The sequence below is a fragment of the Azohydromonas lata genome (assembly GCF_034427735.1).
Classification (GTDB): Bacteria; Pseudomonadota; Gammaproteobacteria; order Burkholderiales; family Burkholderiaceae_C; genus Azohydromonas; species Azohydromonas lata.
Genome location: NZ_JAXOJX010000023.1, coordinates 60,748 through 85,349 on the forward strand (window position 1 = coordinate 60,748; position 24,602 = coordinate 85,349).

Below are 24,602 nucleotides of genomic sequence, written 5' to 3' on the forward strand. Positions count from 1 at the left end.
CCCCCGTCGGGGTATGCGCGACCGTATCTGAGTGTAGATGGCTGGCACTCGACACCAAGCCGTCGCCGGCAGTGCCAGCAGGTCAAGTCCAGGCTGGTGGACGTGCGCTCCAAGCTGGGCAACCGACGCCGGCGCCGGGCAGGGTGTCGCAGAAGAACACTTCGAAGTGCGACGCCAACCCAGCCTCCACTGGCCTGCCGCATACGTCGGCCCGTGTCCGGTGCATGCAGGTGACGCAGTTCTCCGCATCGGCAGTGGCCGCTAGCGCCGAATTTGGCTTCGTCAGCAGCCGCACCAGATCATCACGGTGTGCGCGAATCTCAGCACGGTCCATTTCGGTGAGGCGGCTGGCAGGTGTCACGAGCAGCTTGTCCTCGTGGCCCAGCGCCAGCACAAAGCCGGCGCGGTGCAGTCCCCGGAGCAGTTCGGTCGCATGCATCAGAAGGCCTCGGTGTCGCTGGTAGCGAGCTCAGCGGCGCCAAGGCCTGTGCTCAGACCGTCCGAAACAAACCCTTCCAGCCCCACCATCTTGCCGCCACATGCCGGGCCGTCGGCGTCCGCCGTGGCGGGTTTGGTGGGTTTTGGTGTGTTTTCTCCCGGCTGTTTGCGTGCGAACTGCACCGCCCAGTGCAGCGTGCCGGCGCGTATGCCGATCCGCACGAACAGCTTGCCGCCGACGATGCGCCCGGCCATGCGCTCGATCCAGCGCCCCAGCATCCGCGAGTTGATAGCGCCGCGCTGGCCAGCGATTTCCTCCAGCGCCACGCCTAGAGCGTCGTCCGTTTCGGCACGCCGGATGGCCGTGGCTACCGTGGTCTGGACGCTGCCAAAGACTGCGTGCCAAGCCTCCAGCAGCGCCGAATGCTTGGTCGTTTCCGGGTCTTGCTCGAACGCACGCGCTGCGGCCTCCACCGGGTCCGCGAAGGTTGGCAGGTCCGGCACGCCGGCCTGCGCTGCCAGCTGCGACAACCAGCACAGCGGCTGCCGGACCAAGTCGTCCCACACTTCAAAGCTAGCCGTGCGGCCACTCGCCATCTTCGGCCGACCTGCAGCGATGTACGCGCGGATGATGGTCAGTGCCGCCACCACGTATTGCTGTCGGTGTGCGGCCAGCATCTGCGCGGGATCAAAACTGAAGTCCCTGGTGTAGGGCTTCTCCGTCTCAGCATCCAGGCGCGCCAGAAGCACGCGGCGGCAAGTGTCAGAGGTCAGTCGCAGGTTATTGCCGGTGGCGATGAACAACGCGCGGTTCGGCAGGCTGGCCGTCTCGCTGCTGCCCAGGATGCGATCCGCGAAGGTCGACGCAGTCAGAAAGCTGTCCAGGGCAGCGCAGCCCAGCGGCTCGCGCACGTTGTCCCACAGCACTACGCGCTGCCCCTCACGCAACGCGGAGAACAGGCGCTTGCGCGTCTCCTCGTCGGTGTCGGCCGGAGGCAAGATCGCTGGATCGGTGCCCGTGGCCAGGATGCCCATGCAACGGGCCAACAGCGTCTTGCCAGTGCCGGCTGCCGGCGCATCGAGCCCGATACCTGGCGCCGTGGGCAGGCTGGCGCGCAGTGCTGCTGTCAGTAGCCCATGCAGCACCACGCCGCGCCCCACGTCGTCCACTACAGGGAAGTCGCGCACCGGTTTCCACAGGAAGCGCAGTGCCTCCAGCGCCTGAGCCGGTGAGGGCGCGTTGGGCACGCGCGGCGGGCTCGGGTGCTCGCTGTAGTACAGCAGGCCTGATGCCGCGTCATGGCCAGGCGTGTCCAGGATTGAGCCGTCGGTGCGCAGCGTGGGTGCTGTTGTGACGGCCAGCAACTTATGGAAGCCCCGGTCGCCGTGCTTCGCCAGGATGGCGCGAGCCACAGGGGACGGAGCGTCTTCGGGAATCTCCTCGCGCACGGCGTCGCCTTCACCGTCCGAACGCAACTTGACGCTGTAGAAATCGCACACGCGGCCCATGTGATCCAAAAGCCAGTCCGGGGACACGGGGCGGGCCTTGCCCTCGCTCACGTAAGCCACGGTGCCCTCGCCGAAGTCGAACAGCTCACCTCGGGTCTTCAGCACGGCCAACACCGCGTCCGTCGTGGCGATGCGCATGCCTCGGCCCACCTGTACTCGTGACGACTGGCGCATCAGCTCGAAGCGCACGCCGCCGTGACGGTGGCTGAAGAGGTACGGGCGCGCGCCGCTCTTGAGATTCACCACGGCCACGCGCCGGTCCGCATCCGGGTCCAGCGGGTCCGCAAAGCGCTCGTTGTGCCAGCGGTCGGGGGCGTCCAGCACCGTGCCCACGGACACGGTGGCACCGTCTTGCGCGGTCAATACAAAGTCGCCCATCAACACGCGATGCTCGCTGGCACGCCGCAACACCTCGCGGGCCTTCTCGGGCGTAATGCCACGGCGCGCGGCCAGCTGGGGCGCTTGCTCGGTGGCCCAGCGCTCGCGCTGGGAGTCGCACGAGCCTTTGACGGCCTCGCGTGCAGCCTTCTTCGTCGCAGCGGCCCGCTTGAGTGTGTCGGCGTCGGCGACGATCTGCGCCAGGTCGAACTGTGCCGCGCCGTCGCCGTGTATCACAGGCGCCACGCCTTCGCGCGTCAGCCCGTCCTTCAGCACTGGGGGCGCCGCAAAGTCCAAGCGCTCGGGCTGCCACACGGCGGCATCAACCAGCGTGCGTTCCAGCGCCTGGCCGGCCCGACCTACCTCGAACCAGCCATGCCCGGCCGCCCACAGCAGCGCCACCAGCGCCTTGCCTGCTTCGGGGATTCGGCTGGCATCGGTCACCGGGACGTAAAGCCGGTGCCGTGTGATGCCCGTCAGTGGGGAGCCGTCCGGCGCGCGCACGCCCGCCGACACGCTGGGGCGCCACAGCATCGGCGCGCTGGCCAGCGCTGGGCAGGCATCAATGAGGCGTTGCCGCAGGGAGGCGGCGTCCAGTTGCTCACCGGGCGCGCCATCGTGGTCCAGCATCAGTACGCCAGGCGCAGGAGGAAAGCTGAAGTGTTGCCGCGTGCGGGCGATAGCGCCGGGCGTCGAGGCTTCTGCGTCCTGGGGCACGACGTCGACCGCCTCATGTGCACATACGCCCCAGGCCACAGCCTGAGCTTCGGTCAGGCTGTCAAGCAGCTGCGCCAGCTCGGCCATGTCGCGCACCTCCACGCGCTGCGCCCGGCCCATCTGCATGCTGGCCGCGGCTGTCTTCTGCAGCTTGCCGTCCGCCAAGGTCAGAACCTTGGTCAGCCGCGTCGGCTGCGCGCTGGTGAACACCGTGAGCGTCATGGGCCTGCTGACTTGGCCATCTGCAGGTAATAAGGGGGGGCTGCTGTCGGCGGGCTGGGTTGTGGTTTCGCGTTGCACGGTCATCGGGTGAGCTCCTTTGACTCGTATAGGCAGCCCGAACGCGCATCTGAGAAATTTTTTTGACGTGCGGTCGCCGGTGGGCACCCGGGCGCGCCAGCAGCACTAGGCTGGATGCAGTTGCGGGTCTCATCCATGCCAGCCACCTCTGCGCCGCACATGTGCTGCAGCGCCATGGCGCGACTCATGCGGCCCACGACGGGGGCCACCTGCAGCACAGAGTCCGAAGCCAGCGCCGTGACGGTGCCGGCGTTGTCCTCCAGCACGATGCCAGCCGGATCGATGGTCACGAGCTCGCGTAGCAGGCGGCAGCCGTCGTGCAACGTCACGACCACGTCGTCACCCGGCAGCGCCTTGGTGCCAGGTTCGATGACGACGAACTCGCCCACGCGGTAGCGCGGCCAGACCTCCGCATCGCTGGTCACAGGCAACATGAACCGCTCGTGCACACCATCAGCGGTGAGGTTCAGGGCGGCGTTCACGCTGCACCGCCTTTCATGGCCGGCGCGACGGCGCACAGGTCGCGGCTCGCGCTGTAGGTGACTTCCGCCACCGCCTGTGCGTTGCCGGCCGCTTCGCTGCACAGCGTCATCGCCAGCGCGAGGCATTCACCAATGCGCCCGGGCATGGCTCCAAGCTGGCCCATTGCGTCCAGCCAGGCGGGCGCCGCCATGTCCAGCCGCGTCACGAACTCCGCATCCCCTGCCGCGGCGCGGTCCAGTTGGTGCAGCGTTTCGTGGGCGCTGGTGGCGAATTGGCACAGTGCCAGCAGCGGAAGTAGCTTGTCGCCCAGGCTTTCGCGCAATGTCTTGCTTCGCGTGTAGGCGTCCCGCATGGCTGCAGCATTGGGGCTCGCGGCGCGGCGCGGCGCCGGCTTTGTGGGGCCGCTCATGCCGTGGCCCCTTTCACGCTGGCGCTGGTGGCCTTGGCGGGACGCCCGCGGCGCGCCGGCTCGCGCTTGATGCTCGGGGGCAGCACGGCGCCCATGAACGCCTGAAATCCGGCGTCAGCGGCGGCCCTGTGGGCACGCTCGGCTTGGCGCGCTGCCGCAAGCCTGCCGGTGCTGCTGGCCTTGTAGGTCGCAGCCTCCAGCTCGCGGCGCAGACGGCACACCTCGGCGTCAGCATGGCTCTCGAAGTTGCGCACGGCCAAGCGCCAGGAATCGCACGCGGCCCACTCGCTGGCGCGCCCGGGGAATCCGGCGGGCTTGATGCGGAAAAGGTTGAAGTAGGCGCCGCCGCGCTTCCATGTGGCGTGTTCGCGGCCCTTCGGCCACGCCACGCCAGGAGGCACAAGGCCGTCCCCTTCGATTTGCGCGCGCGTCCCCTCGAAGTAGGCAATGCGGCTCAGGCGCGGCAGCTCAATGCGCAGTTCGTCGCCCAGGGCAACAGCATGGCCAGGCTTCGCCGGCTCAGGGTGCAGCTTCAGCATTGGTGGGATTGCCGCAGGCGCTGCAGGCCCGGGGCTGGCGCTTGCCGCGGCGTGCGGCCTCTCGGCGTAAATCGTTCGGGCCGCCTCCAGCACCGGGCGGGCGCTCTCCGGCACCCACCCCAGGCTGGCGGGCAGGCGGTCGGCCTTGCCGCGGATGAACTGAGCCACGCGCTCAGGCAAGCCGTGGTCGGCCTCATAGCCAAGCACCTTGAAGCAAGCGGCCAATACCGCGGCCTGCTCTTGGGGGATGGTGTTGCGCCCGGCCTTCATTGCTCGCCCCCGCGGTCCAACAGCGCCAGCAGGTGCAGCACCACAACCCAGGACAGGCGGCCTTTGACTGCGGCTCGCAGCAGGATCGAACGGGCAACCCGGCGCAGGTAGTGCGCGGGAACGTAGGTGGAGGACTGCGCAGGCGTGCGCATGTTGCCGCCGACGTGGGCGGTCTTCGGGCTTTGTGCCATGGTCCGGGCTCCTTGCTGAGCTTGGGAAGCCACTTCCTGCGTTTTGAAGCACAGGGGGTGGGCGGGATGTTCAAAACCCGAAGCAAGCCGGGCGGGCGTCCTTACGGATAGCCCCATCCCGCCCAGAACCTTGACGGAATTTGGGCGTGACAAAGCCGCGCTGTCGGGGCGGCTATCCGCTTGCTTTAGGCGTTTTGAAGCACCTACGCCCAGTGTGCCACAGCGGTTCACGTTGATCCACTGCAGCGCCTTACAACAGCGCGCTCGAACACAAGTGCCAGCCGTATGGCCTTGGTGGGTTTGGTGGGTTTTGGTGTGTTTGGTCGGCACAGGTCGCACAGCACGGTCTTGGCCGGTGCGGTTCGCCGTGCGGCGGGATGCTTGCCTGCGTGCGGGGCGTTTCGCCCAGACGGCATGTCGTTGCTTGAGCATCGGGAAACCTCAAGCGTTGGCGGCCTGCTGGCGCAGCCAAGCGGTCACGTCTCCGGCGCGCCAGCGGGTGCAGCGCGTGCCGAGGCGGATGGGCTGGACGAACTGGTCCGCGGCCATCTTCCGGTACAGCGTGGAGGTGGACATGCCCGTGAGCGCGGTCACGGTCTGCACCAGCAGCAGGGCGTCGGGGTTCTCTGCCGCCTGCAGGGGTTGGCGGGACTGGCGCGGCTTGGTTGCCGCGATGTGGAAAGACGGGGAGCGCATTGCAGCCTCATGGTTGAACATGAGGTCATTGCAGCGGCCGCGTGCTGTGTTGGGGCCGAACTCGGATAGACGAAACCGAATTCGGTTTCGAGGTCAACTCCGTTTCTTGGCCAGCACGGTCTCTGCAGCTTCTTTCAGGTACTTGCGCACCGTGTCGTCGGTCACGGCGATGTCGTCTGCGCAGGGCAAGAGCGCGAAGGCCTCCGCAACTTCTTTTGGCACGGTGGTGCGGGCCGCAGTAGGGTCGAACCGATACGCATCAATGGCCATGCCGATAACCAGCTTCAGCAGCGTTGCGCGTTCTCTTGCCCCCAGGTCATCACGGCGCCGGCCAGCGCCATTGCGTCGCTCGCCCTGCCGTTGAAGATGAAGGACGTGCAGCCGTGCTTCTTGGAGCTCGCGCTTCAGGCGCGTCACCTCGTCCAGGGTCGCCGCGTTGTCGCCATGCTGCTGCGGCTGGGTAGGCGCGGCGGGGTGCCGGAGCTCTGCCCGATCCCTGGCCACAGCGCAAGCAACCTGCCATGGGTTGTCCACGAAGACCGCCGCAGCCGCCTCGATCACGGGACCGCGCATGTGGCCATGAACTTCCAGCCAGTCCTCAAGGTCAGCCAGGCGGACGAAGGTGTGCCCTGGGACGGGCCGCGAGTCGGGCAGCGTGCGGCGCCTTACCACGGCCTCGAGAAGGCCGCTCTCCACGGAGCGCGCGAGCGCGTCTAGCAACTGGCGCTGTAGTGGCTCGATACCCTTGCGCACCCTGGGCCCGTCTCCTTCTGGCCACCCTTCGCCCACCGGCACGTCTAGCACCTGGCCAGCGTTCCACATGTCCAGCGCGGCCAGCAATGCCGCGTCCTCTAGGCTGTAGTACCCGACGCCGCTGTCGGGCAAGGCAAAGTAGTCATCGGCGCCAAAGTCCGGGTCGGGCACCTCTGCCCACTCTTCTGGATCGGGGCTGAGCGTGTTGTTGTTCCTGTCGTCCATTGCGCTCCCTCGGGCGCGGCTACCTTGGAAAAGGAGGCCGCGCCAGCCAAGCAAGGGAACTCGGACTTCCTCCCGTCGGAGTAGGGCAGCCGGCCCTGGGGAGGGCGCTGGTGCTGTTACGCAGCGCGCAATTGGACCACGTTGCTCTCGCGGAGCCAGGGCACGCCGGACTCGCAGGCCTGCAGGAATGCCGCCCACGTCTCCAGGGCGGCGCGCCGCTCGGTCAAGTAATCGTGCTGGTCGTACACGCTCACTAGTCCGCCCAGCGAGTGGTTCAGGCACCGTTCGGCGACGATGATGCTGGCGCCGAGGGCCGCCAAGTGGCTGCGCGCTGTCGAGCGTAGATCGTGCGGCGTGAAGCGCCGCACCTTGCTGCCCAGGTCGTCGCACAGCTTGTGAAGCATGGCGTTCAACGCGCGCTGGTTGAATGGCACGTCGGCACCAGCGTGGTTGCGCACCCGCCGCTCCTGTCGGGCCGGCAGCACGAAGCGCGAGCCGCTGGCCAGGGGCCGAAGCTCCTTGAAAAGCGCCACCGCTGCCGGCACCAGCGGCACCGTAAAGCCGCGGCCGGTCTTCGAGTTGGCCTCAGGCACAAACCATTCGGCCCGCTCAAAGTCCACGTGCTGCCACTCCGCGCGCGCGAGCTCGCCTATGCGCACGCAGGTCAGCAGCAGCAGCTTCACCGTCAGAGTGTTTTCGGGGCCGATGCGGGGGAGGGCAGGCAGCAACTCACGCAGCTCCTCCTCCGTCAGCTTCAGCCGCTTGCGTCGCGGCTCCGCCCTGCCGCAGATCGCAGCCACCGACACGCCGGCGCAGGGGTTCACCGTCACGGCGTGGCGCGCCAGCCCGTGCCTAAAAATTTCCGACAGGGCCGTGAACACCAGCTCGGCCACGTTGGCCGTTTTCTTCTTGCCCACCGACTCCAGCAGCGCCACCACGTCCGCCGTGGTCACGTCGCGGGCTGCCATGGCGCCAAGCCTGGGGAAGATCACGCCCTCGATGTGCTGGCGCCGCTGCTTCGCAGTGGTGTCGGCGAGCTTCGGGAACGCCTTGGCCATGTAGTCGTTGGCCAGCTCCCGGAAGCTCTTTGCCGCAACCGCTTCGGCCTTTGCGCGCTGGTGCTCGCGTGCCACATCCGTGCCGCGTTGAATTTCAGCCCGGGCCTTGCTGGCGCGCTGGCGTGCTGCCTGGATGGTGAGGTCGGGGTACTGCCCTAGCGTCAGCTCGCGGGCCCGGCCGCCATGACGGTAGCGCAGTACCCAGGCAGCCGTGCCGGCCGCCGACAGCGTGAAGGTGAGGCCCCCGCCATCAGCCTTTGCGACAGGCGCACCGGCTTTCATCCACGCCCTGATTTGCTTGTCGTTGAGCCGGTTGATTTCTCTCGGCATTGCGCCCTCGATGTGTAGCTAGACCGGCTAGCTACGCAGCTAGCTACACAAATTCTATGCGGAGCAAGGAACGTACATGAGTGAACTTGAGCGAACAGTGTGAGAAGGGACAAGCACTTAGAGAAGGCCCGCGCCGAACTTGGAGGGATATGCGCGCCTAATTAACCTTACAGGTGGCGAGTTTCATGGGCGGGCAGGACTTGCGAGGGCGGCAAGCCTAACCCACCACGGGAACACGTATTGCCGCCCAGTCCACACCGCCAGAAGCCCAAGCGCGAAAGGACTGACCCCATGCGAGCCCTGTGCTACCACGGCAAGAAAGACATCCGCTGCGACAACGTCCCCGACCCCAAGATCGAGGACGGGCGCGACGCCATCATCAAGGTCAGCTCCTGCGCCATCTGCGGCTCGGACCTGCACCTCTTCGACGGCTTCATGCCCGGGATGATGAAGGGCGACATCGTCGGCCACGAGTTCATGGGCGAGGTCGTCGAGGTCGGCCGCGACAACAAGAAGCTCAAGGTCGGCGACCGCGTGGTCGTGCCCTTCACCATCTGCTGCGGCGAGTGCGACCAGTGCCGGCGCGGCAATTTCTCCGTCTGCGAGCGCTCCAACCGCAACAAGGACGTGGCCGACAAGCTCTTCGGCCACACCACGGCCGGCCTCTTCGGCTACACGCACCTCACCGGCGGCTACGCCGGCGGCCAGGCCGAGTACGTGCGCGTGCCCTTTGCCGACGTCGCGCCCGTGAAGGTGCCCAACGGCCTCACCGACGAACAGGTGCTCTTCCTGGGCGACATCTTCCCCACCGGCTGGCAGGCCGCCGTGCAGTGCGACATCCAGCCCACCGACACCGTGGCCATCTGGGGCGCCGGCCCCGTGGGCCAGTTCGCCATCCGCAGCGCGCTGCTGCTGGGTGCCAAGCAGGTGGTGTGCATCGACCACGTGCCCGAGCGGCTGGCCATGGCGCGCGCGGGCGGCGCCATCACCATCGACTTCGACAACGAGAGCGTGCTGGAGCGCCTGGCCGAGCTTACCCAGGGCAAGGGCCCGGAGAAATGCATAGACGCCGTGGGCATGGAGGCGCACGCCACGCGCTCCATCGACTCCATGTACGACCGCGCCAAGCAGGCACTGATGCTGGAAACCGACCGCGCCCACGTGCTGCGCGAAATGATCTACGTCTGCCGCCCCGCGGGCGTGCTCTCCATTCCCGGCGTCTACGGCGGGCTGCTGGACAAGATTCCCTTCGGCGCGCTCATGAACAAGGGCCTGACGGTGCGCACCGGCCAGACGCACGTCAACCGCTGGGCCGAAGACTTGCTCCACCGCATAGAGGAAGGGCAGATCGACCCGTCCTTCGTCATCACCCACACCGTCGGCCTGGAGCAGGGCCCCGAGATGTACACCACGTTCCGCGACAAGCAGGACGGCTGCATCAAGGTGGTCCTCAAGCCCTGAACCCCGCGGACGGCCCAACGGACCACCTCAGCAGGAGCCTCCTCATGCAGCAACAGCCATCCTCCCTCACGGAAAGCAGTGGCCTGCCCAGCGGCGTTTACAGCCCGCAGGCGCCGCAGCAGCGGCGCCACGACGCGGCGGTGGACGACGGCCACATGCTGCCCTCGCGCCGCCTGGCGCGCGGCCTGGGCTGGTTCAGCATCGGCCTGGGCCTGGCCGAGGTGCTGGCGCCGCGCCTGATGGCGCGCGCCACCGGGCTGCACGGGCACGAGTCGCTGGTCAAGGCCTATGGCTGGCGCGAGATCGCCGCCGGCGTCGGGCTGCTGCTGGCCAAGGACCCCACGCCCTGGCTGTGGGGCCGCGTGGCCGGCGACGCGCTGGACCTCGCTGCCCTGGGCAACCGCGCCATCACCGGCAACGACGCGCAGCGCGCCCGCGCCGTGAGCTCCCTGGTGGCCGTGGCCGGCGTCGCCGCGCTGGACGTGGCCTGCGCCACCGCCGTGCCCAAGGCGCAGGCCGTGCGCCAGGCCCAGGCCGCGCACGACTACAGCGACCGCAGCGGCCTGCCGCAGGACCCGGAATGCATGCGCGGCGCCGCGCTGGCCAGCTTCGAGATGCCGTCCGACATGCGCATCCCCGACGCGCTGCGGCCGTACACGCTGCATTGAGCCGGCGCCCAAGCTTCGGCTCCCGGAAACGGCAAAGGGCCCGTGAAGGGCCCTTTGTTCGTTGGCCGGCAGCCGATGCGGCCGGCTCATTGCTTCGTCGTTCCCGCGAAGGCGGGAACCCAGGCGGTCCCCACGCTGGCCGCAAGACAGGGCCGGCAGGCGTGCTGGGCACCCGCCAGCCCTTGCGTCTTACATGTGCAAAGCGGCAGCCACTCCCAGCAGCGTCCCGCCCCCGGCCACCGCGTACATGCCGATTTCCAGCCACTTGCGCCGCGTCAGCAGCGTGATGGCCGCCAGCGCGATGGACACCTGCAGCGCCGTCGTCGCCTGGGCCCAGCGGTGGTGCAGGTGCATCTGCTCGTCGGACTGGTGGTCCCAGTCGCGCGCCTCGGCTTCGAGCTTGTCGGCGCCTTCCTTGATCTCCGCCTTCTCGGCCTTGTAGCGGTCGATTTCCTTGCGCACGTCCGCCTTCTTCTCCTCCGAGACGAGCTGCAGCGCCAGCTCCTGCAGGCTTTGCTTACTGCTCTTGGCCTGGTAGTAGTTCCACTGGTTGGAGGCCTCCGTCTTCTTGATGGCGGCGTTGTTCTTGTAGAGCGAGGCGTTGGCCTGCGTGGCGCCGCCCATGTAGCCGAAGAGCGCACCCACCGTGGCCAGGATGGCGGTGGTCACGGCGATGCGGCCCTGGAAGGGGTCCTTGCCGCCGTGGTGCGCGGCATGCTCGATCTCGTGGTCGTGCGGACCGTGGACGTGGAAACCGTGGCCGGACATGGGAAATCTCTCCTGAAGGTGCTTTTATGGGGGCGAAAAATCAGGCCTGTCGCCGGTAGGTGACGAAGGCAAAGTCGAAGTCGTTGGGCGGCGCAGCGCGGTGCGTCTCGCGCGCCACCTCGGCAAAGCGCTCGCGCTCGAACGCCGGAAAGCGCGTGTCGCCCTCGAAGTCGCGGTCGATCTCGGTGAGGACCAGCTCGTCGGCCAGCAGCAGCGCCTGCGCGTAGAGCTGCGCGCCGCCCACGACGAAGGCGGCGGGTGCGTCGGCCAGACGCTGCAGCGCCTCCTGCAGCGACGCGGCGGCCTCGGCGCCCTCGGTGCTCCAGCCGGCGTTGCGGGTGATGACGACGTTGCGCCGCCCGGGCAGCGGCTTGAAGGCCGCGGGCAGCGAGTCCCAGGTGCGGCGGCCCATGATCACCGGCGCCCCCAGCGTCACGCGGCGGAAGTGCTTCAAGTCCTCGGGCAGCCGCCAAGGCATGTCGTTGTCACGGCCGATCACGCCGTTGCGGGCCACGGCGGCCACGATGGTGAGTTTCATGTTGTCCAAGCCCCCGTATTACACGGCCATAGGGGCGGTCAGCGGCGGGTGGTGGCGGTAGCCGTCCAGTGAGAAATCACCGGGTTCGACCTGTTCCAGCCACTGCGGCTCGTAGCGGCCCGTGACGGCGAAGTCCGGGATGCGGTCCGACAGCAGCAGCCGCGGCAGCGGCAGCGGCTCGCGCTGCAACTGCTCGCGCAGCATGTCCAGGTGGTTCTCGTAGATGTGGGCGTCGCCCACGAAGTAGCTGAACCAGCGCGGCGTGTAGCCCGTCAGGCGCCCAACCAGGTGCAGCAGCGCCGCGCCCTCGGCCAGGTTGAAGGGCGTGCCCAGCCCCAGGTCGTTGCTGCGCACGTACAGGCACAGCGAGATCTCGCGCTTGGCCGCGTTGGGCAGGAACTGGTAGAGCAGGTGGCAGGGCGGCAGCGCCATTTCCTCGATCTGCGCCCAGTTCCAGCCGTGGAAGAGGATGCGGCGGTCGGCCGGGTTGTTGACGATGGTGTCCAGGCACTGGCGCAACTGGTCCACGGCCTTGTAGAGCAGCACGCCGGGGGCGCCGGTGGCTTCGTCCTGCACGGTGCCCACGCGGCGGTAGCCGCGCTGGAGGGCGTCCTCGATCTGGCCCGTGGCCTGCGGCGACACCAGCTTGTAGGCGGGCCACTGGCGCCACTGCACGCCGTAGACGGGGCCCAGGTCGTCGTCGCCCAGGCGGTAGGGGTTGGCCAGCCAGGCCTGGTTTTCGTTGGCGTTCTGGTCCCAGACCTTGCAGCCCAGGGCGCGGAAGTCGGCGGCGCTGCGGCTGGCGCGCAGAAAGCCCACCAGCTCGCCCACGGCGGTCTTGAAGGCGAGCTTCTTGGTGGTGACGGCCGGGAAGCCCTGCTGCAGGTCGAAGCGCAGCATGGCGCCGGGCAGGCTCAGGGTGCGGATGCCGGTGCGGTTGTCCTGCCAGCTCCCCTGGTCGAGGACGGTCTGGACGAGTTCGAGATAGCTCTTCATTGGGCGGGCGGCTTGAGAAGGCGCGCAGTGTAGGGGCGCCGCCCTGCGCCCGCCCAAATCCCCGGGGCTCAGGGCGCCAACGGCCGTGTCAGGACCGTGGCGCCCGCCGTTGGGCGATCAGCCCGCCGGCTGCGGGTCGCGCAGGAACAGTTCCACGCGGCGGTTGCGGGCGCGGCCGGCCTCGCTGGTGTTGTCGGCCACGGGCTCGTAGCTGCCGCGGCCCTCGGTGGTGATGCGCGCCGCGGGCACGCCGCGCATCACCAGGTAGTCGCGCACGGCGTTGGCGCGGTTCACCGACAGCGGGTTGTTGATGGCGTCGCTGCCGGTGTTGTCGGTGTGGCCGACGATGCGCACGATCTGCCGCGCGTCCAGCCCGCTGGCGAACTGGTCCAGCACCGGGCGCATCTGCGGCTTGATGTCGGCGCGGCCCACGTCGAAGCTGAAGTCCGCGGGCACGTTCACGCGCAGCTCCTCGTTGGGCGTGCGGCTCACCTCGATGCCCGTGCCCTGCGTGGCCTGCTGCATGGCCACGCGTTTGTCCTCCATGCGCTTGGACCACACGTTGCCGGCGATGGCCCCCAGCGCGCCGCCGATGACGGCCCCGCGCGTGGTGTTGTGGCCGCCGGTGGCGTTGCCTATGACCGCGCCGGCCACCGCGCCCGCACCGGCACCGATGGCGGTGCCTTTCTGGCGGTCGCTCATGTTCATGTCGGCGCAGCCGCTCAACACCACGGCCGCGGCCAGCAGGCCGGCCACGGGACGCAGTCCAGCACGCACTCGGATACTCATACGCAATTTCTCCTCTGAAGATTGGGATGTCGGCACGCGCTGCAGTGCGCGCACCGTTCACGCGCGGCAGCAGCCGGCGTGCCCACAAGACAACGCGCGAGGGCGCCTTTCGGCTTACGCCGCCGGGCGCAGGTCGAACTGCATGGACGCCAGCCGCGCGTACAGCCCCCCGCGCTGCACCAGCTCGGCGTGCGTGCCGCTGTCCACGATCACCCCGCCGTCCAGCACCACGATGCGGTCGGCCCGCTGCACCGTGGCCAGCCGGTGCGCGATCACCAGCGTCGTGCGCCCGCGCATGGCGCCTTCCAGCGCCGCCTGCACCATGCGCTCGCTCTCCGCGTCCAGCGCGCTGGTGGCCTCGTCCAGCAGCAGCAGCGGCGGGTCCTTCAGCAGGGCCCGCGCGATGCTGATGCGCTGGCGCTGGCCGCCCGACAGGCGCACGCCGCGCTCGCCCAGGAAGGTCGAATAGCCCTCGGGCAGGGCGCTGATGAACTCGTGCGCATGGGCGGCTTTTGCCGCGGCGATCACCTCGGCGTCGCTCGCCTCCGGCCGGCCGTAGCGGATGTTTTCCAAGGCGCTGGCCGCGAACACCACGCTGTCCTGCGGCACCAGTGCAATGCGCGCGCGCAGCGCTTCCAGCGACGCCTCGCGCAGCTCCACGCCGTCCAGCGTGATGCGGCCCTGCTGCGGGTCGTAAAAGCGCAGCAGCAACTGCAGCAGCGTGCTCTTGCCCGCGCCGCTGGGCCCCACCAGGGCCACCGTCTCGCCGGGGCGTATGTCCAGCGACACGCCGTCCAGCGAGGGCTGGCCCGGCCGCGACGGGTACTCGAAGCGCACGTTCTGGAACTTCACCGCCGAGCCCCCGTGCGCCGGCGGCAGCGCGCGCGGGTGAGCGGCTTGCTCGATGGCCGCATCGGCGTGCAGCAGCTCCATCAGCCTCTCGGTGGCGCCCGCGGCGCGCAGGAGGTCGCCATGCACTTCCGACAGCACCGCCACGCTGCCCACCAGGATGATCACGTACACCACCGTCTGCCCCAGGTGGCCCGCCGTGATGTGCCCGGCCACCACCGCCTGCGTGCCCTGGTACAGGCCCCACAGCAGCGCGCCGAAGGTCGTCGCGATGATGAAGGCCACCAGGAAGGCCCGCACCCGCGTGCGCTTGCGCGCGGTGTCGAAGGCGGCCTCCGTGGCGTCGGCAAAGCGCCGCGCCTCGCGCCCCTCCTGCCCATAGGACTGCACCACCGGCATGGCGTTGAGCACCTCGGCCGCAATGGCGCTGCTGTCGGCCACGCGGTCCTGGCTGGCGCGCGACAGCCGCCGCACCCGGCGGCCGAAGTAGATGGAGGGCAGGACGACCAGCACCAGCACGCCCAGCACCTGCGTCATCACCCGCGGGTTGGTCACCACCAGCATGCCCAGCGCACCCAGCCCCATCACGCTGTTGCGCAGCCCAAGGGACAGGCTCGATCCCACCACCGCCTGCACCAGCGTCGTGTCCGTGGTGAGGCGGCTGAGCACCTCGCCCGTGGCCGTGTGCTCGAAAAAGGCCGGCGCCTGGCGCAGCACGCGCGCGTACACCGCCGCACGCAGGTCCGCCGTCACGCGCTCACCGAGCCAGGTCACCATGTAGAAGCGCCCGGCCGAGAACAGCGCCAGCGCCGCCCCCACGCCAAACAGCGCCAGGAAACTGCCGCGCAGCGCCAGGATGCGACCGCCCGGGTCCGCCGGCACCAGCCCCTGGTCGATCAGCCCGCGCAAGGCGATGGGGAACACCAGCGTCGTCGCCGCCGCGCACACCAGCAGCAGCGCCGCCAGCGCCATGCGCCCCCGGTAGGGCTTCAAAAAAGGTTGCAACGCCGCCAGCGTCCCCACGCGCTGGCCGCGGGGACGCTCGCCGTCCTGGTTCTTGTTTCGATTGCGGGCCATCCCGCCAGTGTAGAAGCCGCCCCGCCGACCCCGGTCGGTCATGGGCTCTTGCCTTGACAAAGATTGTCTAGGCAATTATTGTCGCGTCCGTCATGTCTGATACCGATTCCACCTCCGCACCCGCCGGCCCTGCAGCCGGCGCACCGGCCGCCGACGCTGCCGCACCGTCGCCCGTGACCTTCTACAGCGGCGGCTACTGCGCGCAGGACAGCGTGGGCTACCTCATGCGCCGCGTCATGCAGTCCATCGCCCAACTGGCGGACGAGCGGCTGGTGCCGCATGGGCTCACGCATGGGCAGTGGATGCCGCTGTTCCTGCTGCTCAAGAACAAGGACGCACCGGTCACCGTCGCCACGCTGGCACGCGACCTCAACGTGGACCCCGGCGCCGCCACGCGCATGCTGGACCGGCTGGAGAAAAAGGCCTTCATCAGCCGCTGCCGCAGCACGGAAGACCGGCGCGTGGTGCACGTGAGCCTCACCGAGGAAGGGCGCCGCGTGGCCGGCGAAGTGCCCAAGGTGCTGTCGCAGGTGCTCAACGACCACCTGGTCGGCTTCAGCCACGACGAGTGGCAAACGCTGCTGGTGCTGCTGCGCCGCATGTTGGTCAATGCCGAGGCGCTGCAGACCAGCGCCCCGTCCAGTCTTTTCCCGGAAGACGACACCGAATGAAGCCCTTTGCCCTCAGGGCCGCCGCGCTGGCGGCCGCCATCTTCCTGGCCGGCTGCGCCACGCCGGGGCCGTCCAAGCCGCCGGTGAAACTGCTGGAGCCCGCCGCCGTGGGCCTGCAGGCCGACGCCGCCACGCCGCTGCCCGTGGCGCCTGACTGGTGGCGCGCCTTCAACGACGCGCAGCTCGACGCGCTGGTGGAGCGCGCCCTGGCCGAGCAGCCCAACCTGCAGGCCGCGCAGGCGCGCATCGCGCGTGCCGCCGCCGCGAACGAGGCCGCCGGCGCCGCGCTGCTGCCCAGCGCGCAGGCCAGTTTTGACGCCACGCGCCAGCGCTTCACCGAGCACGGCATCTATCCGCCGCCGCTGGCCGGCAGCGTGCGCACCACGGCCACGCTGCAGGCCGGCCTGCAATGGGACCTCGACTTCTTCGGCCGCCACCGCGCCGAGCTGGCCGCGGCACTGGGCGCCGGCCGTGCCGCGCAGGCCGATGCCGCCGCGGCCCGCGTGCTGCTGGCCTCGCAGGTCACGCGCGCCTACGTCGGCCTGGCGCGGCTGCAGGCCCAGCGCGAGGTCGCGACGCAGACGCTGGCGCAGCGCCAGTCGCTGCTGGAGCTGGTGCGCCAGCGCGTGAGCAACGGGCTGGACACCAACGTCGAGCTGCGCCAGAGCGAAGGCGGCCTGCCGGAGGCGCGGCTGCAGATCGAGCAGCTCGACGAGCAGATCGCCCTGGCCCGCAACCAGCTTGCCGCGTTGACGGCGCAACCGCCGCAGGCACTGCAGGGCCTCAACGCCCCGCTGGCCGCGCTGCAGCCGCTGCAGCAGCCCGCCGTGCTGGGCGCCGACCTGCTGGGCCGCCGCCCCGACATCGTGGCCGCGCGCGAGCGCGTGGAGGCCGCCACGCAGGACGTCCAGGTGGCGCGCACGCTGTTCTATCCCAACGTCAACCTCACGGCCTTCATCGGCTTCAACGCCATCGGCCTGGACCGCTTGGTCGAAGCCGGCAGCCGCCAGTACGGCGTTGGGCCGGCCATCACGCTGCCCATCTTCGACACCGGCCGGCTGCGCGCCAACCTGCACGGCCGCCAGGCCGAGCTGGATGCGGCCGTGCTCTCCTACAACAACGCGCTGCTGGAGGCCGTGCGCGAGGCGGCCGACGCGCTGGCCACGCTGCAGTCGCTGCAGGCCCAGCGCCGCGAGCAGGCCGCCGCGCAGGACAGCGCCGAGGCCGCCTACCGGCTGGCCGTGCAGCGCTACGGCGCGGGCCTGTCCAGCCAGCTCACCGTGCTCAGCGCCGAAGGCCCGTTGCTCACGCAACGGCGCCTGGCCGCCGAGCTGCAGTCGCGCAGCCTGGAAGCGCAAGTCGCCCTGCTGCGCGCCCTGGGCGGCGGCTGGCAAGGCGGCGAGGGCGCCGCGCAACCCGTGGCGGCCGCGCGCTGATTGCAGCCGGCCCAACGAGCAACCGAATACAGCGAAAAGAGACTCTCATGAGCGACCAAAAGGAACAGCGGCTGGCCAAGCGCAAGAAGGGCCTGACCGCCATCGCCGCCGTCGTGGCCGTGGCCGGGCTGGCCTATGGCGGCTACCACCTCATGGTGGCCAGCCGCTACGAGAACACCGACAACGCCTACGTGCAGGCCGACGTGGTGCAGATCACGCCGCAGCTGGCCGGCACCGTGCAGCAGGTGCTGGTGCAGGACACTGACTTCGTGCGCGCCGGCCAGCCCCTGGTCAAGCTCGACGCGGCGGATGCCCGCGTCGCCCTGGAGCAGGCCCAGGCCCAGCTTGCGCAGACCGTGCGCGAGGTGCGCACCCTCTACGCCAACAACAGCGCCGCACAGGCCCAGGTGGCCCTGCGCCAAGCCGATGCCGAGCGCGCCCGCGCCGAGCTCGCCCGCGTGCAGGACGACGTGCGCCGCCGCGAGCCGCTGCTGGCCAGCGGCGCCGTGGGCCGCGAGGAGTTCAACCACGCCCTGGCGCAGCGCACCGCCGCGCAGGCCGCCGTGGCCGCGGCCGAATCCGCCGTGCAGGCCGCGCGCGAGCAGCTCGCCTCCAGCCAGGCGCTTACCGACAACACCCCCGTGCAGGAGCACCCCAACGTGACGCGCGCCGCCGCCCGCGTGCGTGAGGCGCACCTGGCGCTGCAGCGCACCGAGCTGTCCGCGCCGGTGGACGGCTACGTCGCCCGCCGCAGCGTGCAACTGGGCCAGCGCGTGCAGGCCGGCGCGCCGCTGATGTCCGTCGTGACCCTGGGGCAGAGCTGGGTGGACGCCAACTTCAAGGAAGTGCAGTTGCGCAAGCTGCGCATCGGCCAGAGCGCCACGCTGGAGGCCGACGTCTACGGCAGCAAGGTCGAGTACCACGGCCGCGTCGTGGGCCTGGGCGCGGGCACGGGGGCGGCCTTTGCGCTCATCCCGGCGCAGAACGCCACGGGCAACTGGATCAAGGTCGTCCAGCGCGTGCCCGTGCGCATAGCGCTGGACCCCAAGGAGCTGCAGGAGCACCCGCTGCGCGTGGGCCTGTCCATGGACGTGACGGTGGACGTGCGCGACCAGAGCGGCAAGGTGCTGGCCGACACGCCGCGCGGCGCGGCGCCCGCGGCCGCCGGTGGCGCGGCCTCGGCCCCTGAGGGCGCGGCCAGCGGCGCGGTGGACGCGGCCGGCCATGGCGGCGGCGCCTCCGGCATGACGCCGCAGGAGCGGGAGGCCGAGGCCGACGTGCAGCGCATCATCGCCGCCAACCTGGGGCAGGCCGCCGCGGCGCGCCCGGCCGCCGCCGTGAACCGCTCCGGCCCCGCCCAAGGTGCCACGCAGGCCGCCGCGCGCGTGGCCTCGGCGCCGGCGCGCACGGCCGTGGCGCAGTGAGGCATCAAGACACAAGGATCACGCTGTGAGCGCCGCTTCCACCACCGCCCCCGGGGCGGACGCGCCCAAGCCGGGCACCGGCACGGCCCCGGCCGCCGCCGCGCCCGGCGCGCCGCGCTACGTGCCGCCGCCGCCGCTGCACGGCACCGCGCTCGTCCTGGGCACGCTGTCGCTGTCGCTGGCGACCTTCATGAACGTGCTGGACAGCTCCATCGCCAACGTGTCGCTGCCGGCCATCGCGGGCGACCTGGGGGTGAGCCCCACGCAGGGCACCTGGGTCATCACCAGCTTCGGCGTGGCCAACGCCATCTCCGTGCCGCTCACGGGCTGGCTCACGCAGCGCTTCGGCGCGGTGCGCCTGTTCACGGCCAGCGTGCTGCTGTTCGTCCTGGCCTCGTGGCTGTGCGGCTTCGCGCCCTCGCTGGAAATGCTCATCGCCTTCCGCGTGCTGCAGGGCGCGGTGGCCGGCCCCATGATCCCGCTGTCGCAGACGCTGCTGCTGGCCAGCTACCCGCGCGAGAAGGCCGGCACCGCCCTGGCGCTGTGGGGCGTCACCACGCTGGTGGCGCCCGTGGCCGGGCCGCTCCTGGGCGGCTGGATCACCGACCACATCGCCTGGCCCTGGATCTTCTACATCAACGTGCCCGTGGGCCTGGCCGCCGCGGCCGTCACCTGGGGCATCTACAAGGAGCGCGAGACGCCCACGCGCCAGCTGCCCATAGACAAGACGGGCCTGGCGCTGCTGGTGGTCTGGGTGGGCGCGCTGCAGCTCATGCTGGACAAGGGGCAGGAGGAGGACTGGTTCTCCTCCAGCCTCATCGTGTTGCTGGCGCTGCTGGCCGTGGTGGGCCTGGCCGTGTTCATCGTGTGGGAGCTCACCGCCGAGCACCCGGTGGTGGACCTGCGGCTGTTCTCGGGGCGCAACTTCGCCTTCGGCGCGCTGGCACTGTCGGTGGCCTACGGCGTGTTTTTCGGCAACGTGGTGCTCATGCCGCTGTGGCTGCAGCAGTGGATGGGCTACACCGCCACGGCCGCGGGCTGGGCGCTGGCGCCGGTGGGCTTCCTGGCCATCCTGCTCACGCCGCTGGTAGGCAAGAAGGTCAGCGTCTGGGACCCGCGCCGCATGGCCACGGCTGCCTTCATCGGCTTTGCCGTCGTCTTGTGGATGCGCTCGCACTTCACGACGCAGACGGAGTTCGTCCAGATCCTCGTGCCCACGCTGATGCAGGGCGCGGCCATGGCCTTCTTCTTCATCCCGCTGACCACGCTGACCTTGAGCGGCCAGCCGCCGGAGCGCATACCGGCCGCCGCCGGCCTGAGCAACTTCGTGCGCATCACCGCCGGCGCCATGGGCACCTCCATCGCCACCACGCTGTGGAGCAACCGCGCCACGCTGCACCACGCGCAGTACGCCGAAACCATGGGCCAGGGCAGCAGCGCGGCGGCCGACGCCGTGGCCGGCATGCAGGCCAACGGCTTCACGGCCGAGCAGGCCTGGGGGCAGATCAACCGCTTGGTGGACCAACAGGCCTACACGCGTGCGGCGGACGACATCTTTCTTGCCTCTGCCGGGCTGTTCCTGCTGCTCATCGTCCTGATCTGGTTCACCAAGCGCCCGGCGCGCGGCGCGGCCGGTGCGGATGCGGGCGGCGCGCACTGAATAAGCGTCGCGCGTGCACGGTGGCGGACACAAGCACCCCGGCGCGTGCCCGGGGGCTTGTGTCCCTTCTGTGAACTGTGAAGCCCAGGCCGGCCCGCGGGTCCGTGCGGGCGTCAGGGTGGCGCGCCTGCCTGTAAATTGGGGGCTGGCACTGGCCCGCCGTTTGCCGCAGCCGCATGCCGTCCTGCGTCTGGCAGGTCTTGGGATTTGCGCTCTCTGGCCCAATGGATACTTTTCCCATGCAAGCACGCACCCCTTCCGAACGTTCCCGGCGGCAGCGTTGGAGCCGCCTGCTGCTGGGCCTGGGACCCCGGCGCTCGGCCTTGTTGCTGCTGTTGCCCAGTGTTGCGGCCTGCGAGTCGCTGGCCTGGGGCACTCAGATGGCCCTGGGCGGCACGGCCGGCTGGGCGCCGCTGCTGCTGGCCGCGGGCCTGTGCGGCGTGTTGCCGCCGCTGCTGGCGCTGCCGCTGCTGCAGCAGTTGCGGCAGCTTGAAAAGCAGAACCTGGCGCTGGAGGTACGCGCCACGCGCGACGAGCTCACCGGCGCCTTCAACCGCGACTGGTTCATGCACGTGTCCGAGCGCGAGTTCTCCCGCTCCCGCCGCTACGACGCCGACTGCGCGCTGCTGATGGTGGACGCCGACCGCTTCCGCAACATCAACGACCGCTATGGCCGCACCTGCGGCGACGCGCTGCTGCGCGAGATCGTCCAGGCCAGCGGCCGCCAGTTGCGCAGCCCCGACCTGCTGGCGCGCTTCAGCGGCGAGTCGGTGGCGGTGCTGCTGCCGCAGACCGACCCCTTGGGCGCGCTGGACGTGGCCGAGCGCATACGCGAAACCATCGCCGCGCTGCAGGTCAGCTGGAACGGCGCCGCCGTGGGCACCACGGTGAGCGTGGGCGTGGCCTCGCTGGGCGTGGGCCACGCGACGCTGGAGTCGCTCATTTCGGACGCCGACGGCGCCCTGCACGCGGCCAAGGAAGCCGGCCGCAACTGCGTGCGCGCCGCGCCGATTCAGCCCAGGCGCAGCGGCGAGGCGTACCCCGTCATCTCCAAGTAGCCGCCGCCCACGCGGCGGCCGCTGCCGGCGTCCTGCAGCTCGCACAGGCCTTCCCAGTAGATGGCGGCCGTGGAGTTGCGCGCATCGAGCTCCTGCGCGTCCATGAACGCGCGCACCTTGAAGCTTCCTGAAGGCGTCTGCACCGTCCACTCCATCGGGTAGCGCGCCTGCGACGTTGGGCTTTGCCAAGTGTGCCCCGGGGTGAACATCACCTCGCCAGGGCCGAAATCCCGTGCCGCGCCGCCCGCCGGGCGAAAGGCGCCGCCGGCCCACATCGTTGAACCGTCGCGCCGGCGAATTTGAAAAGCCATGAGCGCGCCGCCGTCGTCCAGGTTCATGCCTATCCAGTCCCAGCCCGCCGCGTCGGGGTGCAGGTAGGCGATGCTCCACTCGTGGTCTAGCCAGGCGCGGCCCTGCACGGCCTCGCGGCGCTCGCCGCGCCAGAGCGTGCCGCTCACCGCCAGGTGCGGTTCGGAGTAGTAGTGGCTGGCTTCGCTGGGGTCCGGCCCCTTTTGGCTGAAGCCCGCGCGGCCCTGCAGCAGCAGCGGCTGGGTGGCGTTCAGGTCCAGCTCGTAGGCAAAACCCGCGTCGCGGTCGGAGAGGCGGGCGCGGTAGCGGCTGGCGCCGGCACCGCCTTCGCGGCGGAAGGACCAGTCGCCCAGAAAGACGTCGGTGTCCCGCACCGAGGCCGCGGCCAGCGGCGCGGCGGGGTCTTCGTTCCAGCGCGCCAGGCGTTGGGCGTGGCGCTGGCGGCCCGCGCGCAAGTCGCTCAGCGCCGCGTGGGCCGAGAGCAACTGGCGCGGCGCGAAGCGGCCGGCGTCCTGCGTGGCCAGCCCCGTGCGGCTGCGGAAAAACGTGAGCTGAAAGCCCAGCGTCTCATCCGCGGCCGTGCGCAGCGTGCCCGTGGCGTACCACCACTCGGTGCGCACGCCCAGGTGCGCGCCGAAGTCGCGCGGGAAGTCCAGCGGGCGCGGGGTGATGCGGCTGTCGATGGCGTCAATGGCGTCGATGGGGACGGCAGGAGCGGCAGGCGTTGCGCGCGGCGCGCCGGCCGCGGTTGCGGCCGTGCAAAGGCTGGGACAGGTGGCCGGCAGCGCGGCGGCCAGGAGCAGGCGGCGGGAAAGCATGGGCGGCATCCTACGGAGCCGCGAAGGCCCGCCGCGGGGGAGGGCGCCGCCCAGGCCGGCTCGCAAAAAAGCGCCGGTCCCTCGCCCAACGCGGACGGGAGACCGGCGCCCTGCAAGACGCTGCCCGGGAGGCCCCGGCAGCGCACCCCAAAACAGGGTCAGGCGCGAGGCGTCACTTGGCGCCGGCGGCGGCCGGCCGGCGGCCGGCGGGCACCTCCTCAGCGGCGCGCAGCGCGGCGCCGCTGGCGTTGCGCATGGCGGTGAGCTGGTTGGTGAGCGCCGTGCGCAGCTCGGCGTTCATGGTGCTGTAGCGGTTTTGCATCTGGTACGGGTCCAGGTAGAGGTCGTAGTACTCCGCATCGCCGATGTCGAACAGCGCGAACGTGGAGCCGAAGGCCGTGCGCAGGCCGCGGTACACGTGCGCGGGCGCCGGCGCCAGGGCGGCGGAGTTGGCGTTCATGTCGTCAGGCTCCAGCAGCCCAGGCTCGGTGGTGGCGCCTGCCGACGCCAGCTCCGACGCCTCGCCGGCCAGGCCGGTGTGGCTTTCCAGCAGCAGCGCCTGGCGCCAGGTGGCGGGATTGGGCCCCTTGAACAGCGGCACCAGCGAGCGCCCGTCCACGAAGTCCGGCGCCGCCACGCCGCCCAGCGCGGCGAAGGTGGGCGCCAGATCCACGTTGGCCGAGAGCTTCCTCACCACGCGCCCGGCCGGGATGCCAGGGCCGCGCACGGACAGCGGCACGCGGATGTCCTCCTCGTACAGCCGCGACTTGCCCGCGGGCAGCCGGTGCTCGCCCTGGTGCCAGCCGTTGTCCGAGGAGAAGAACACGTAGGTGTTGGCCAGTTGCCCCGAGGCCTGCAGCTCGTTGACCAGCGTCTCCACCATGTCGTCCAGCGCCAGCATGGACTGGCGGCGCTTGACGTAGAGCGTCTGCATGCGCGCGATCTCGTCCTCGGTGAGCAGCGGCAGCTTGCGCAGCCAGCGCGGCTTGTCGCTGATGTCGGCCTCGTTGAACGACGGCTTACGCGGCAGCTTCACGTCCAGCAGCATGTTCTTGTAGCGCTTGGGCGGCGTGGCCGGCGCGTGCGGCAGCGTGGGCGTGAAGAACAGGAAGAAGGGCTTTTTGGCCGGGTCGTTGGCCGATTCGCGCAGGAAGCTCACCGCCTGCGCCGTGGCCACGTCGTTGAAATGGTCCGGCGCCGTGTTGCCGTAGCTCACCGTGCGGCCGTTGAAATTCACGCTGTAGTTGTATTGCGCGTAAGGCGTGCCCCCATTGGGAACCCACCAGTAATTCCAGCCCGGGGGAATGTAGAGCGGGCCAACGTCGGAATTGGGATAGCCGTTGAGATACTTGCCGATGATCCCCGTGCGGTAGCCGCCGCGCTGCAACCAGGTGGCGATGGTGGAATTTTCCAGGCCGTCGGCGTGGAATTTGGCAAAGCCCCCGGTGGGCCAGACGTTGGTGAATATCCCGGTGTTGTGCGAATACTGGCCACGCAGCGTGGTGGTGCGCGAGGGGCAGCACAGAGAGAGGCTGGTGAAGTTCTGGTCGAACAGCACGCCCTGGTCCTCGATCAGCCGCTTTGTCTTGGGCATGTACTGGTACAGCTCGTGTTCCATGTCGTCCACGAGGATGTACAGGATGTTGGGCTTTTGCGCGGCGGCCGGCATGGACAGCGCCGCCAGCGCCGCCGCGGCCGGCACCAGCAGCCGCCAGGAAACTCGGGACAAATTCATCTTGTTTCGCTCCTTGTGCATTTGAGGAAATACAGCAAATTCATTCTCC

Annotated in this window: 23 protein-coding genes; 7 read left to right on the forward strand and 16 right to left on the reverse strand. The window is 69.9% G+C overall.

Annotation, left to right across the window (positions count from 1 at the left end; all coding sequences use genetic code 11):
* Positions 1-82: 82 nt before the first annotated feature.
* The 9 genes from SM757_RS15030 to SM757_RS15070 all read right to left on the reverse strand — a co-directional run bounded on the left by SM757_RS15030 (position 83) and on the right by SM757_RS15070 (position 8,296).
* Entirely contained in the window at positions 83-439 is a 357-nt protein-coding gene (locus tag SM757_RS15030; protein WP_322466077.1) for a hypothetical protein, read from the reverse strand.
* A complete protein-coding gene (locus SM757_RS15035; RefSeq protein WP_322466078.1) occupies positions 439-3,348 on the reverse strand; it encodes a hypothetical protein in 2,910 nt (969 codons plus the stop codon). The genes SM757_RS15030 and SM757_RS15035 overlap by 1 nt, the downstream gene beginning before the upstream one ends.
* Positions 3,345-3,824, reverse strand: coding sequence for a S24/S26 family peptidase (locus SM757_RS15040; protein WP_322466079.1), 480 nt, complete (start codon positions 3,822-3,824; stop codon positions 3,345-3,347). Before SM757_RS15040 ends, SM757_RS15035 begins: the two co-directional genes overlap by 4 nt.
* On the reverse strand, positions 3,821-4,234 hold the full coding sequence (locus SM757_RS15045) for a hypothetical protein (protein ID WP_322466080.1): 414 nt from the start codon (positions 4,232-4,234) through the stop codon (positions 3,821-3,823). Before SM757_RS15045 ends, SM757_RS15040 begins: the two co-directional genes overlap by 4 nt.
* Positions 4,231-4,866: a hypothetical protein gene (locus tag SM757_RS15050; RefSeq protein ID WP_322466081.1), complete on the reverse strand. Its 636-nt coding sequence runs from the start codon at positions 4,864-4,866 to the stop codon at positions 4,231-4,233. Before SM757_RS15050 ends, SM757_RS15045 begins: the two co-directional genes overlap by 4 nt.
* A gap of 173 nt (positions 4,867-5,039) precedes the next feature.
* Positions 5,040-5,234 (reverse strand): hypothetical protein, encoded by a 195-nt coding sequence (locus SM757_RS15055; RefSeq protein WP_322466082.1) that lies wholly within the window; start codon positions 5,232-5,234, stop codon positions 5,040-5,042.
* 441 nt (positions 5,235-5,675) lie between these two features.
* Positions 5,676-5,930, reverse strand: coding sequence for a helix-turn-helix transcriptional regulator (locus SM757_RS15060; RefSeq protein WP_322466083.1), 255 nt, complete (start codon positions 5,928-5,930; stop codon positions 5,676-5,678).
* Between the two features lie 93 nt (positions 5,931-6,023).
* Positions 6,024-6,908 carry a hypothetical protein gene (locus tag SM757_RS15065; RefSeq protein WP_322466084.1) on the reverse strand — a complete coding sequence of 295 codons (885 nt, stop codon included), beginning with the start codon at positions 6,906-6,908 and terminating at the stop codon, positions 6,024-6,026.
* A 116-nt stretch (positions 6,909-7,024) separates the two neighbouring features.
* A complete protein-coding gene (locus SM757_RS15070; protein WP_322466085.1) occupies positions 7,025-8,296 on the reverse strand; it encodes a tyrosine-type recombinase/integrase in 1,272 nt (423 codons plus the stop codon).
* A gap of 291 nt (positions 8,297-8,587) precedes the next feature.
* On the opposite strand from SM757_RS15070, the gene SM757_RS15075 reads away from it, so the two are divergent.
* Positions 8,588-9,757 (forward strand): zinc-dependent alcohol dehydrogenase, encoded by a 1,170-nt coding sequence (locus tag SM757_RS15075; RefSeq protein ID WP_066335635.1) that lies wholly within the window; start codon positions 8,588-8,590, stop codon positions 9,755-9,757.
* A gap of 44 nt (positions 9,758-9,801) precedes the next feature.
* Positions 9,802-10,425: a hypothetical protein gene (locus SM757_RS15080; protein WP_322466086.1), complete on the forward strand. Its 624-nt coding sequence runs from the start codon at positions 9,802-9,804 to the stop codon at positions 10,423-10,425.
* A 189-nt stretch (positions 10,426-10,614) separates the two neighbouring features.
* Here the strand turns inward: SM757_RS15080 and SM757_RS15085 are convergent, their stop codons facing one another.
* The 5 genes from SM757_RS15085 to SM757_RS15105 all read right to left on the reverse strand — a co-directional run bounded on the left by SM757_RS15085 (position 10,615) and on the right by SM757_RS15105 (position 15,442).
* Positions 10,615-11,193 carry a DUF4337 domain-containing protein gene (locus tag SM757_RS15085; protein ID WP_322466087.1) on the reverse strand — a complete coding sequence of 193 codons (579 nt, stop codon included), beginning with the start codon at positions 11,191-11,193 and terminating at the stop codon, positions 10,615-10,617.
* A gap of 40 nt (positions 11,194-11,233) precedes the next feature.
* Positions 11,234-11,731, reverse strand: coding sequence for a dihydrofolate reductase (locus SM757_RS15090; protein WP_322466088.1), 498 nt, complete (start codon positions 11,729-11,731; stop codon positions 11,234-11,236).
* A gap of 18 nt (positions 11,732-11,749) precedes the next feature.
* Positions 11,750-12,727: a thymidylate synthase gene (locus tag SM757_RS15095; protein ID WP_322466089.1), complete on the reverse strand. Its 978-nt coding sequence runs from the start codon at positions 12,725-12,727 to the stop codon at positions 11,750-11,752.
* A gap of 117 nt (positions 12,728-12,844) precedes the next feature.
* A complete protein-coding gene (locus SM757_RS15100; RefSeq protein ID WP_066335622.1) occupies positions 12,845-13,516 on the reverse strand; it encodes an OmpA family protein in 672 nt (223 codons plus the stop codon).
* Positions 13,517-13,630: 114 nt separating this feature from the next.
* Positions 13,631-15,442: an ABC transporter transmembrane domain-containing protein gene (locus SM757_RS15105; protein WP_322466090.1), complete on the reverse strand. Its 1,812-nt coding sequence runs from the start codon at positions 15,440-15,442 to the stop codon at positions 13,631-13,633.
* Between the two features lie 92 nt (positions 15,443-15,534).
* Here SM757_RS15105 and SM757_RS15110 point away from each other — a divergent pair, with 92 nt between their 5' ends.
* The 5 genes from SM757_RS15110 (at position 15,535) to SM757_RS15130 (ending at position 21,691) form a co-directional block, all read left to right on the forward strand.
* Positions 15,535-16,113: a MarR family winged helix-turn-helix transcriptional regulator gene (locus tag SM757_RS15110; RefSeq protein WP_084267414.1), complete on the forward strand. Its 579-nt coding sequence runs from the start codon at positions 15,535-15,537 to the stop codon at positions 16,111-16,113.
* The gene (locus SM757_RS15115) at positions 16,110-17,549 is read left to right on the forward strand and encodes an efflux transporter outer membrane subunit (RefSeq protein ID WP_322466091.1); all 1,440 of its coding nucleotides are present in this window, start codon (positions 16,110-16,112) and stop codon (positions 17,547-17,549) included. Before SM757_RS15110 ends, SM757_RS15115 begins: the two co-directional genes overlap by 4 nt.
* A 47-nt stretch (positions 17,550-17,596) precedes the next feature.
* Positions 17,597-18,973, forward strand: coding sequence for an HlyD family efflux transporter periplasmic adaptor subunit (locus SM757_RS15120; protein WP_322466092.1), 1,377 nt, complete (start codon positions 17,597-17,599; stop codon positions 18,971-18,973).
* A 25-nt stretch (positions 18,974-18,998) separates the two neighbouring features.
* Positions 18,999-20,633 carry a DHA2 family efflux MFS transporter permease subunit gene (locus SM757_RS15125; protein ID WP_407655761.1) on the forward strand — a complete coding sequence of 545 codons (1,635 nt, stop codon included), beginning with the start codon at positions 18,999-19,001 and terminating at the stop codon, positions 20,631-20,633.
* A 239-nt stretch (positions 20,634-20,872) separates the two neighbouring features.
* The gene (locus tag SM757_RS15130) at positions 20,873-21,691 is read left to right on the forward strand and encodes a GGDEF domain-containing protein (RefSeq protein WP_066335614.1); all 819 of its coding nucleotides are present in this window, start codon (positions 20,873-20,875) and stop codon (positions 21,689-21,691) included.
* On the opposite strand, the gene SM757_RS15135 is transcribed toward SM757_RS15130, so the two are convergent.
* Positions 21,646-22,827, reverse strand: coding sequence for a lipocalin-like domain-containing protein (locus tag SM757_RS15135; RefSeq protein ID WP_407655762.1), 1,182 nt, complete (start codon positions 22,825-22,827; stop codon positions 21,646-21,648). The two genes, SM757_RS15130 and SM757_RS15135, sit on opposite strands and share 46 nt — an antisense overlap.
* Positions 22,828-22,990: 163 nt before the next feature.
* Positions 22,991-24,553 (reverse strand): sulfatase family protein, encoded by a 1,563-nt coding sequence (locus SM757_RS15140; RefSeq protein ID WP_322466094.1) that lies wholly within the window; start codon positions 24,551-24,553, stop codon positions 22,991-22,993.
* Positions 24,554-24,602: the final 49 nt, after the last annotated feature.

Excerpts from the sequence above, each read along its gene's own strand:
- SM757_RS15030 (WP_322466077.1), bottom strand. The coding sequence starts at position 439 with ATGCATGCGACCGAACTGCTCCGGGGACTGCACCGCGCCGGCTTTGTG.
- SM757_RS15035 (WP_322466078.1), bottom strand. The coding sequence starts at position 3,348 with ATGACCGTGCAACGCGAAACCACAACCCAGCCCGCCGACAGCAGCCCC.
- SM757_RS15045 (WP_322466080.1), bottom strand. The coding sequence starts at position 4,234 with ATGAGCGGCCCCACAAAGCCGGCGCCGCGCCGCGCCGCGAGCCCCAAT.
- SM757_RS15055 (WP_322466082.1), bottom strand. The coding sequence starts at position 5,234 with ATGGCACAAAGCCCGAAGACCGCCCACGTCGGCGGCAACATGCGCACG.
- SM757_RS15060 (WP_322466083.1), bottom strand. The coding sequence starts at position 5,930 with ATGCGCTCCCCGTCTTTCCACATCGCGGCAACCAAGCCGCGCCAGTCC.
- SM757_RS15065 (WP_322466084.1), bottom strand. The coding sequence starts at position 6,908 with ATGGACGACAGGAACAACAACACGCTCAGCCCCGATCCAGAAGAGTGG.
- SM757_RS15070 (WP_322466085.1), bottom strand. The coding sequence starts at position 8,296 with ATGCCGAGAGAAATCAACCGGCTCAACGACAAGCAAATCAGGGCGTGG.
- SM757_RS15075 (WP_066335635.1), top strand. The coding sequence starts at position 8,588 with ATGCGAGCCCTGTGCTACCACGGCAAGAAAGACATCCGCTGCGACAAC.
- SM757_RS15080 (WP_322466086.1), top strand. The coding sequence starts at position 9,802 with ATGCAGCAACAGCCATCCTCCCTCACGGAAAGCAGTGGCCTGCCCAGC.
- SM757_RS15085 (WP_322466087.1), bottom strand. The coding sequence starts at position 11,193 with ATGTCCGGCCACGGTTTCCACGTCCACGGTCCGCACGACCACGAGATC.
- SM757_RS15090 (WP_322466088.1), bottom strand. The coding sequence starts at position 11,731 with ATGAAACTCACCATCGTGGCCGCCGTGGCCCGCAACGGCGTGATCGGC.
- SM757_RS15095 (WP_322466089.1), bottom strand. The coding sequence starts at position 12,727 with ATGAAGAGCTATCTCGAACTCGTCCAGACCGTCCTCGACCAGGGGAGC.
- SM757_RS15100 (WP_066335622.1), bottom strand. The coding sequence starts at position 13,516 with ATGAGTATCCGAGTGCGTGCTGGACTGCGTCCCGTGGCCGGCCTGCTG.
- SM757_RS15105 (WP_322466090.1), bottom strand. The coding sequence starts at position 15,442 with ATGGCCCGCAATCGAAACAAGAACCAGGACGGCGAGCGTCCCCGCGGC.
- SM757_RS15110 (WP_084267414.1), top strand. The coding sequence starts at position 15,535 with ATGTCTGATACCGATTCCACCTCCGCACCCGCCGGCCCTGCAGCCGGC.
- SM757_RS15115 (WP_322466091.1), top strand. The coding sequence starts at position 16,110 with ATGAAGCCCTTTGCCCTCAGGGCCGCCGCGCTGGCGGCCGCCATCTTC.
- SM757_RS15120 (WP_322466092.1), top strand. The coding sequence starts at position 17,597 with ATGAGCGACCAAAAGGAACAGCGGCTGGCCAAGCGCAAGAAGGGCCTG.
- SM757_RS15130 (WP_066335614.1), top strand. The coding sequence starts at position 20,873 with ATGCAAGCACGCACCCCTTCCGAACGTTCCCGGCGGCAGCGTTGGAGC.
- SM757_RS15135 (WP_407655762.1), bottom strand. The coding sequence starts at position 22,827 with ATGCCGCCCATGCTTTCCCGCCGCCTGCTCCTGGCCGCCGCGCTGCCG.
- SM757_RS15140 (WP_322466094.1), bottom strand. The coding sequence starts at position 24,553 with ATGAATTTGTCCCGAGTTTCCTGGCGGCTGCTGGTGCCGGCCGCGGCG.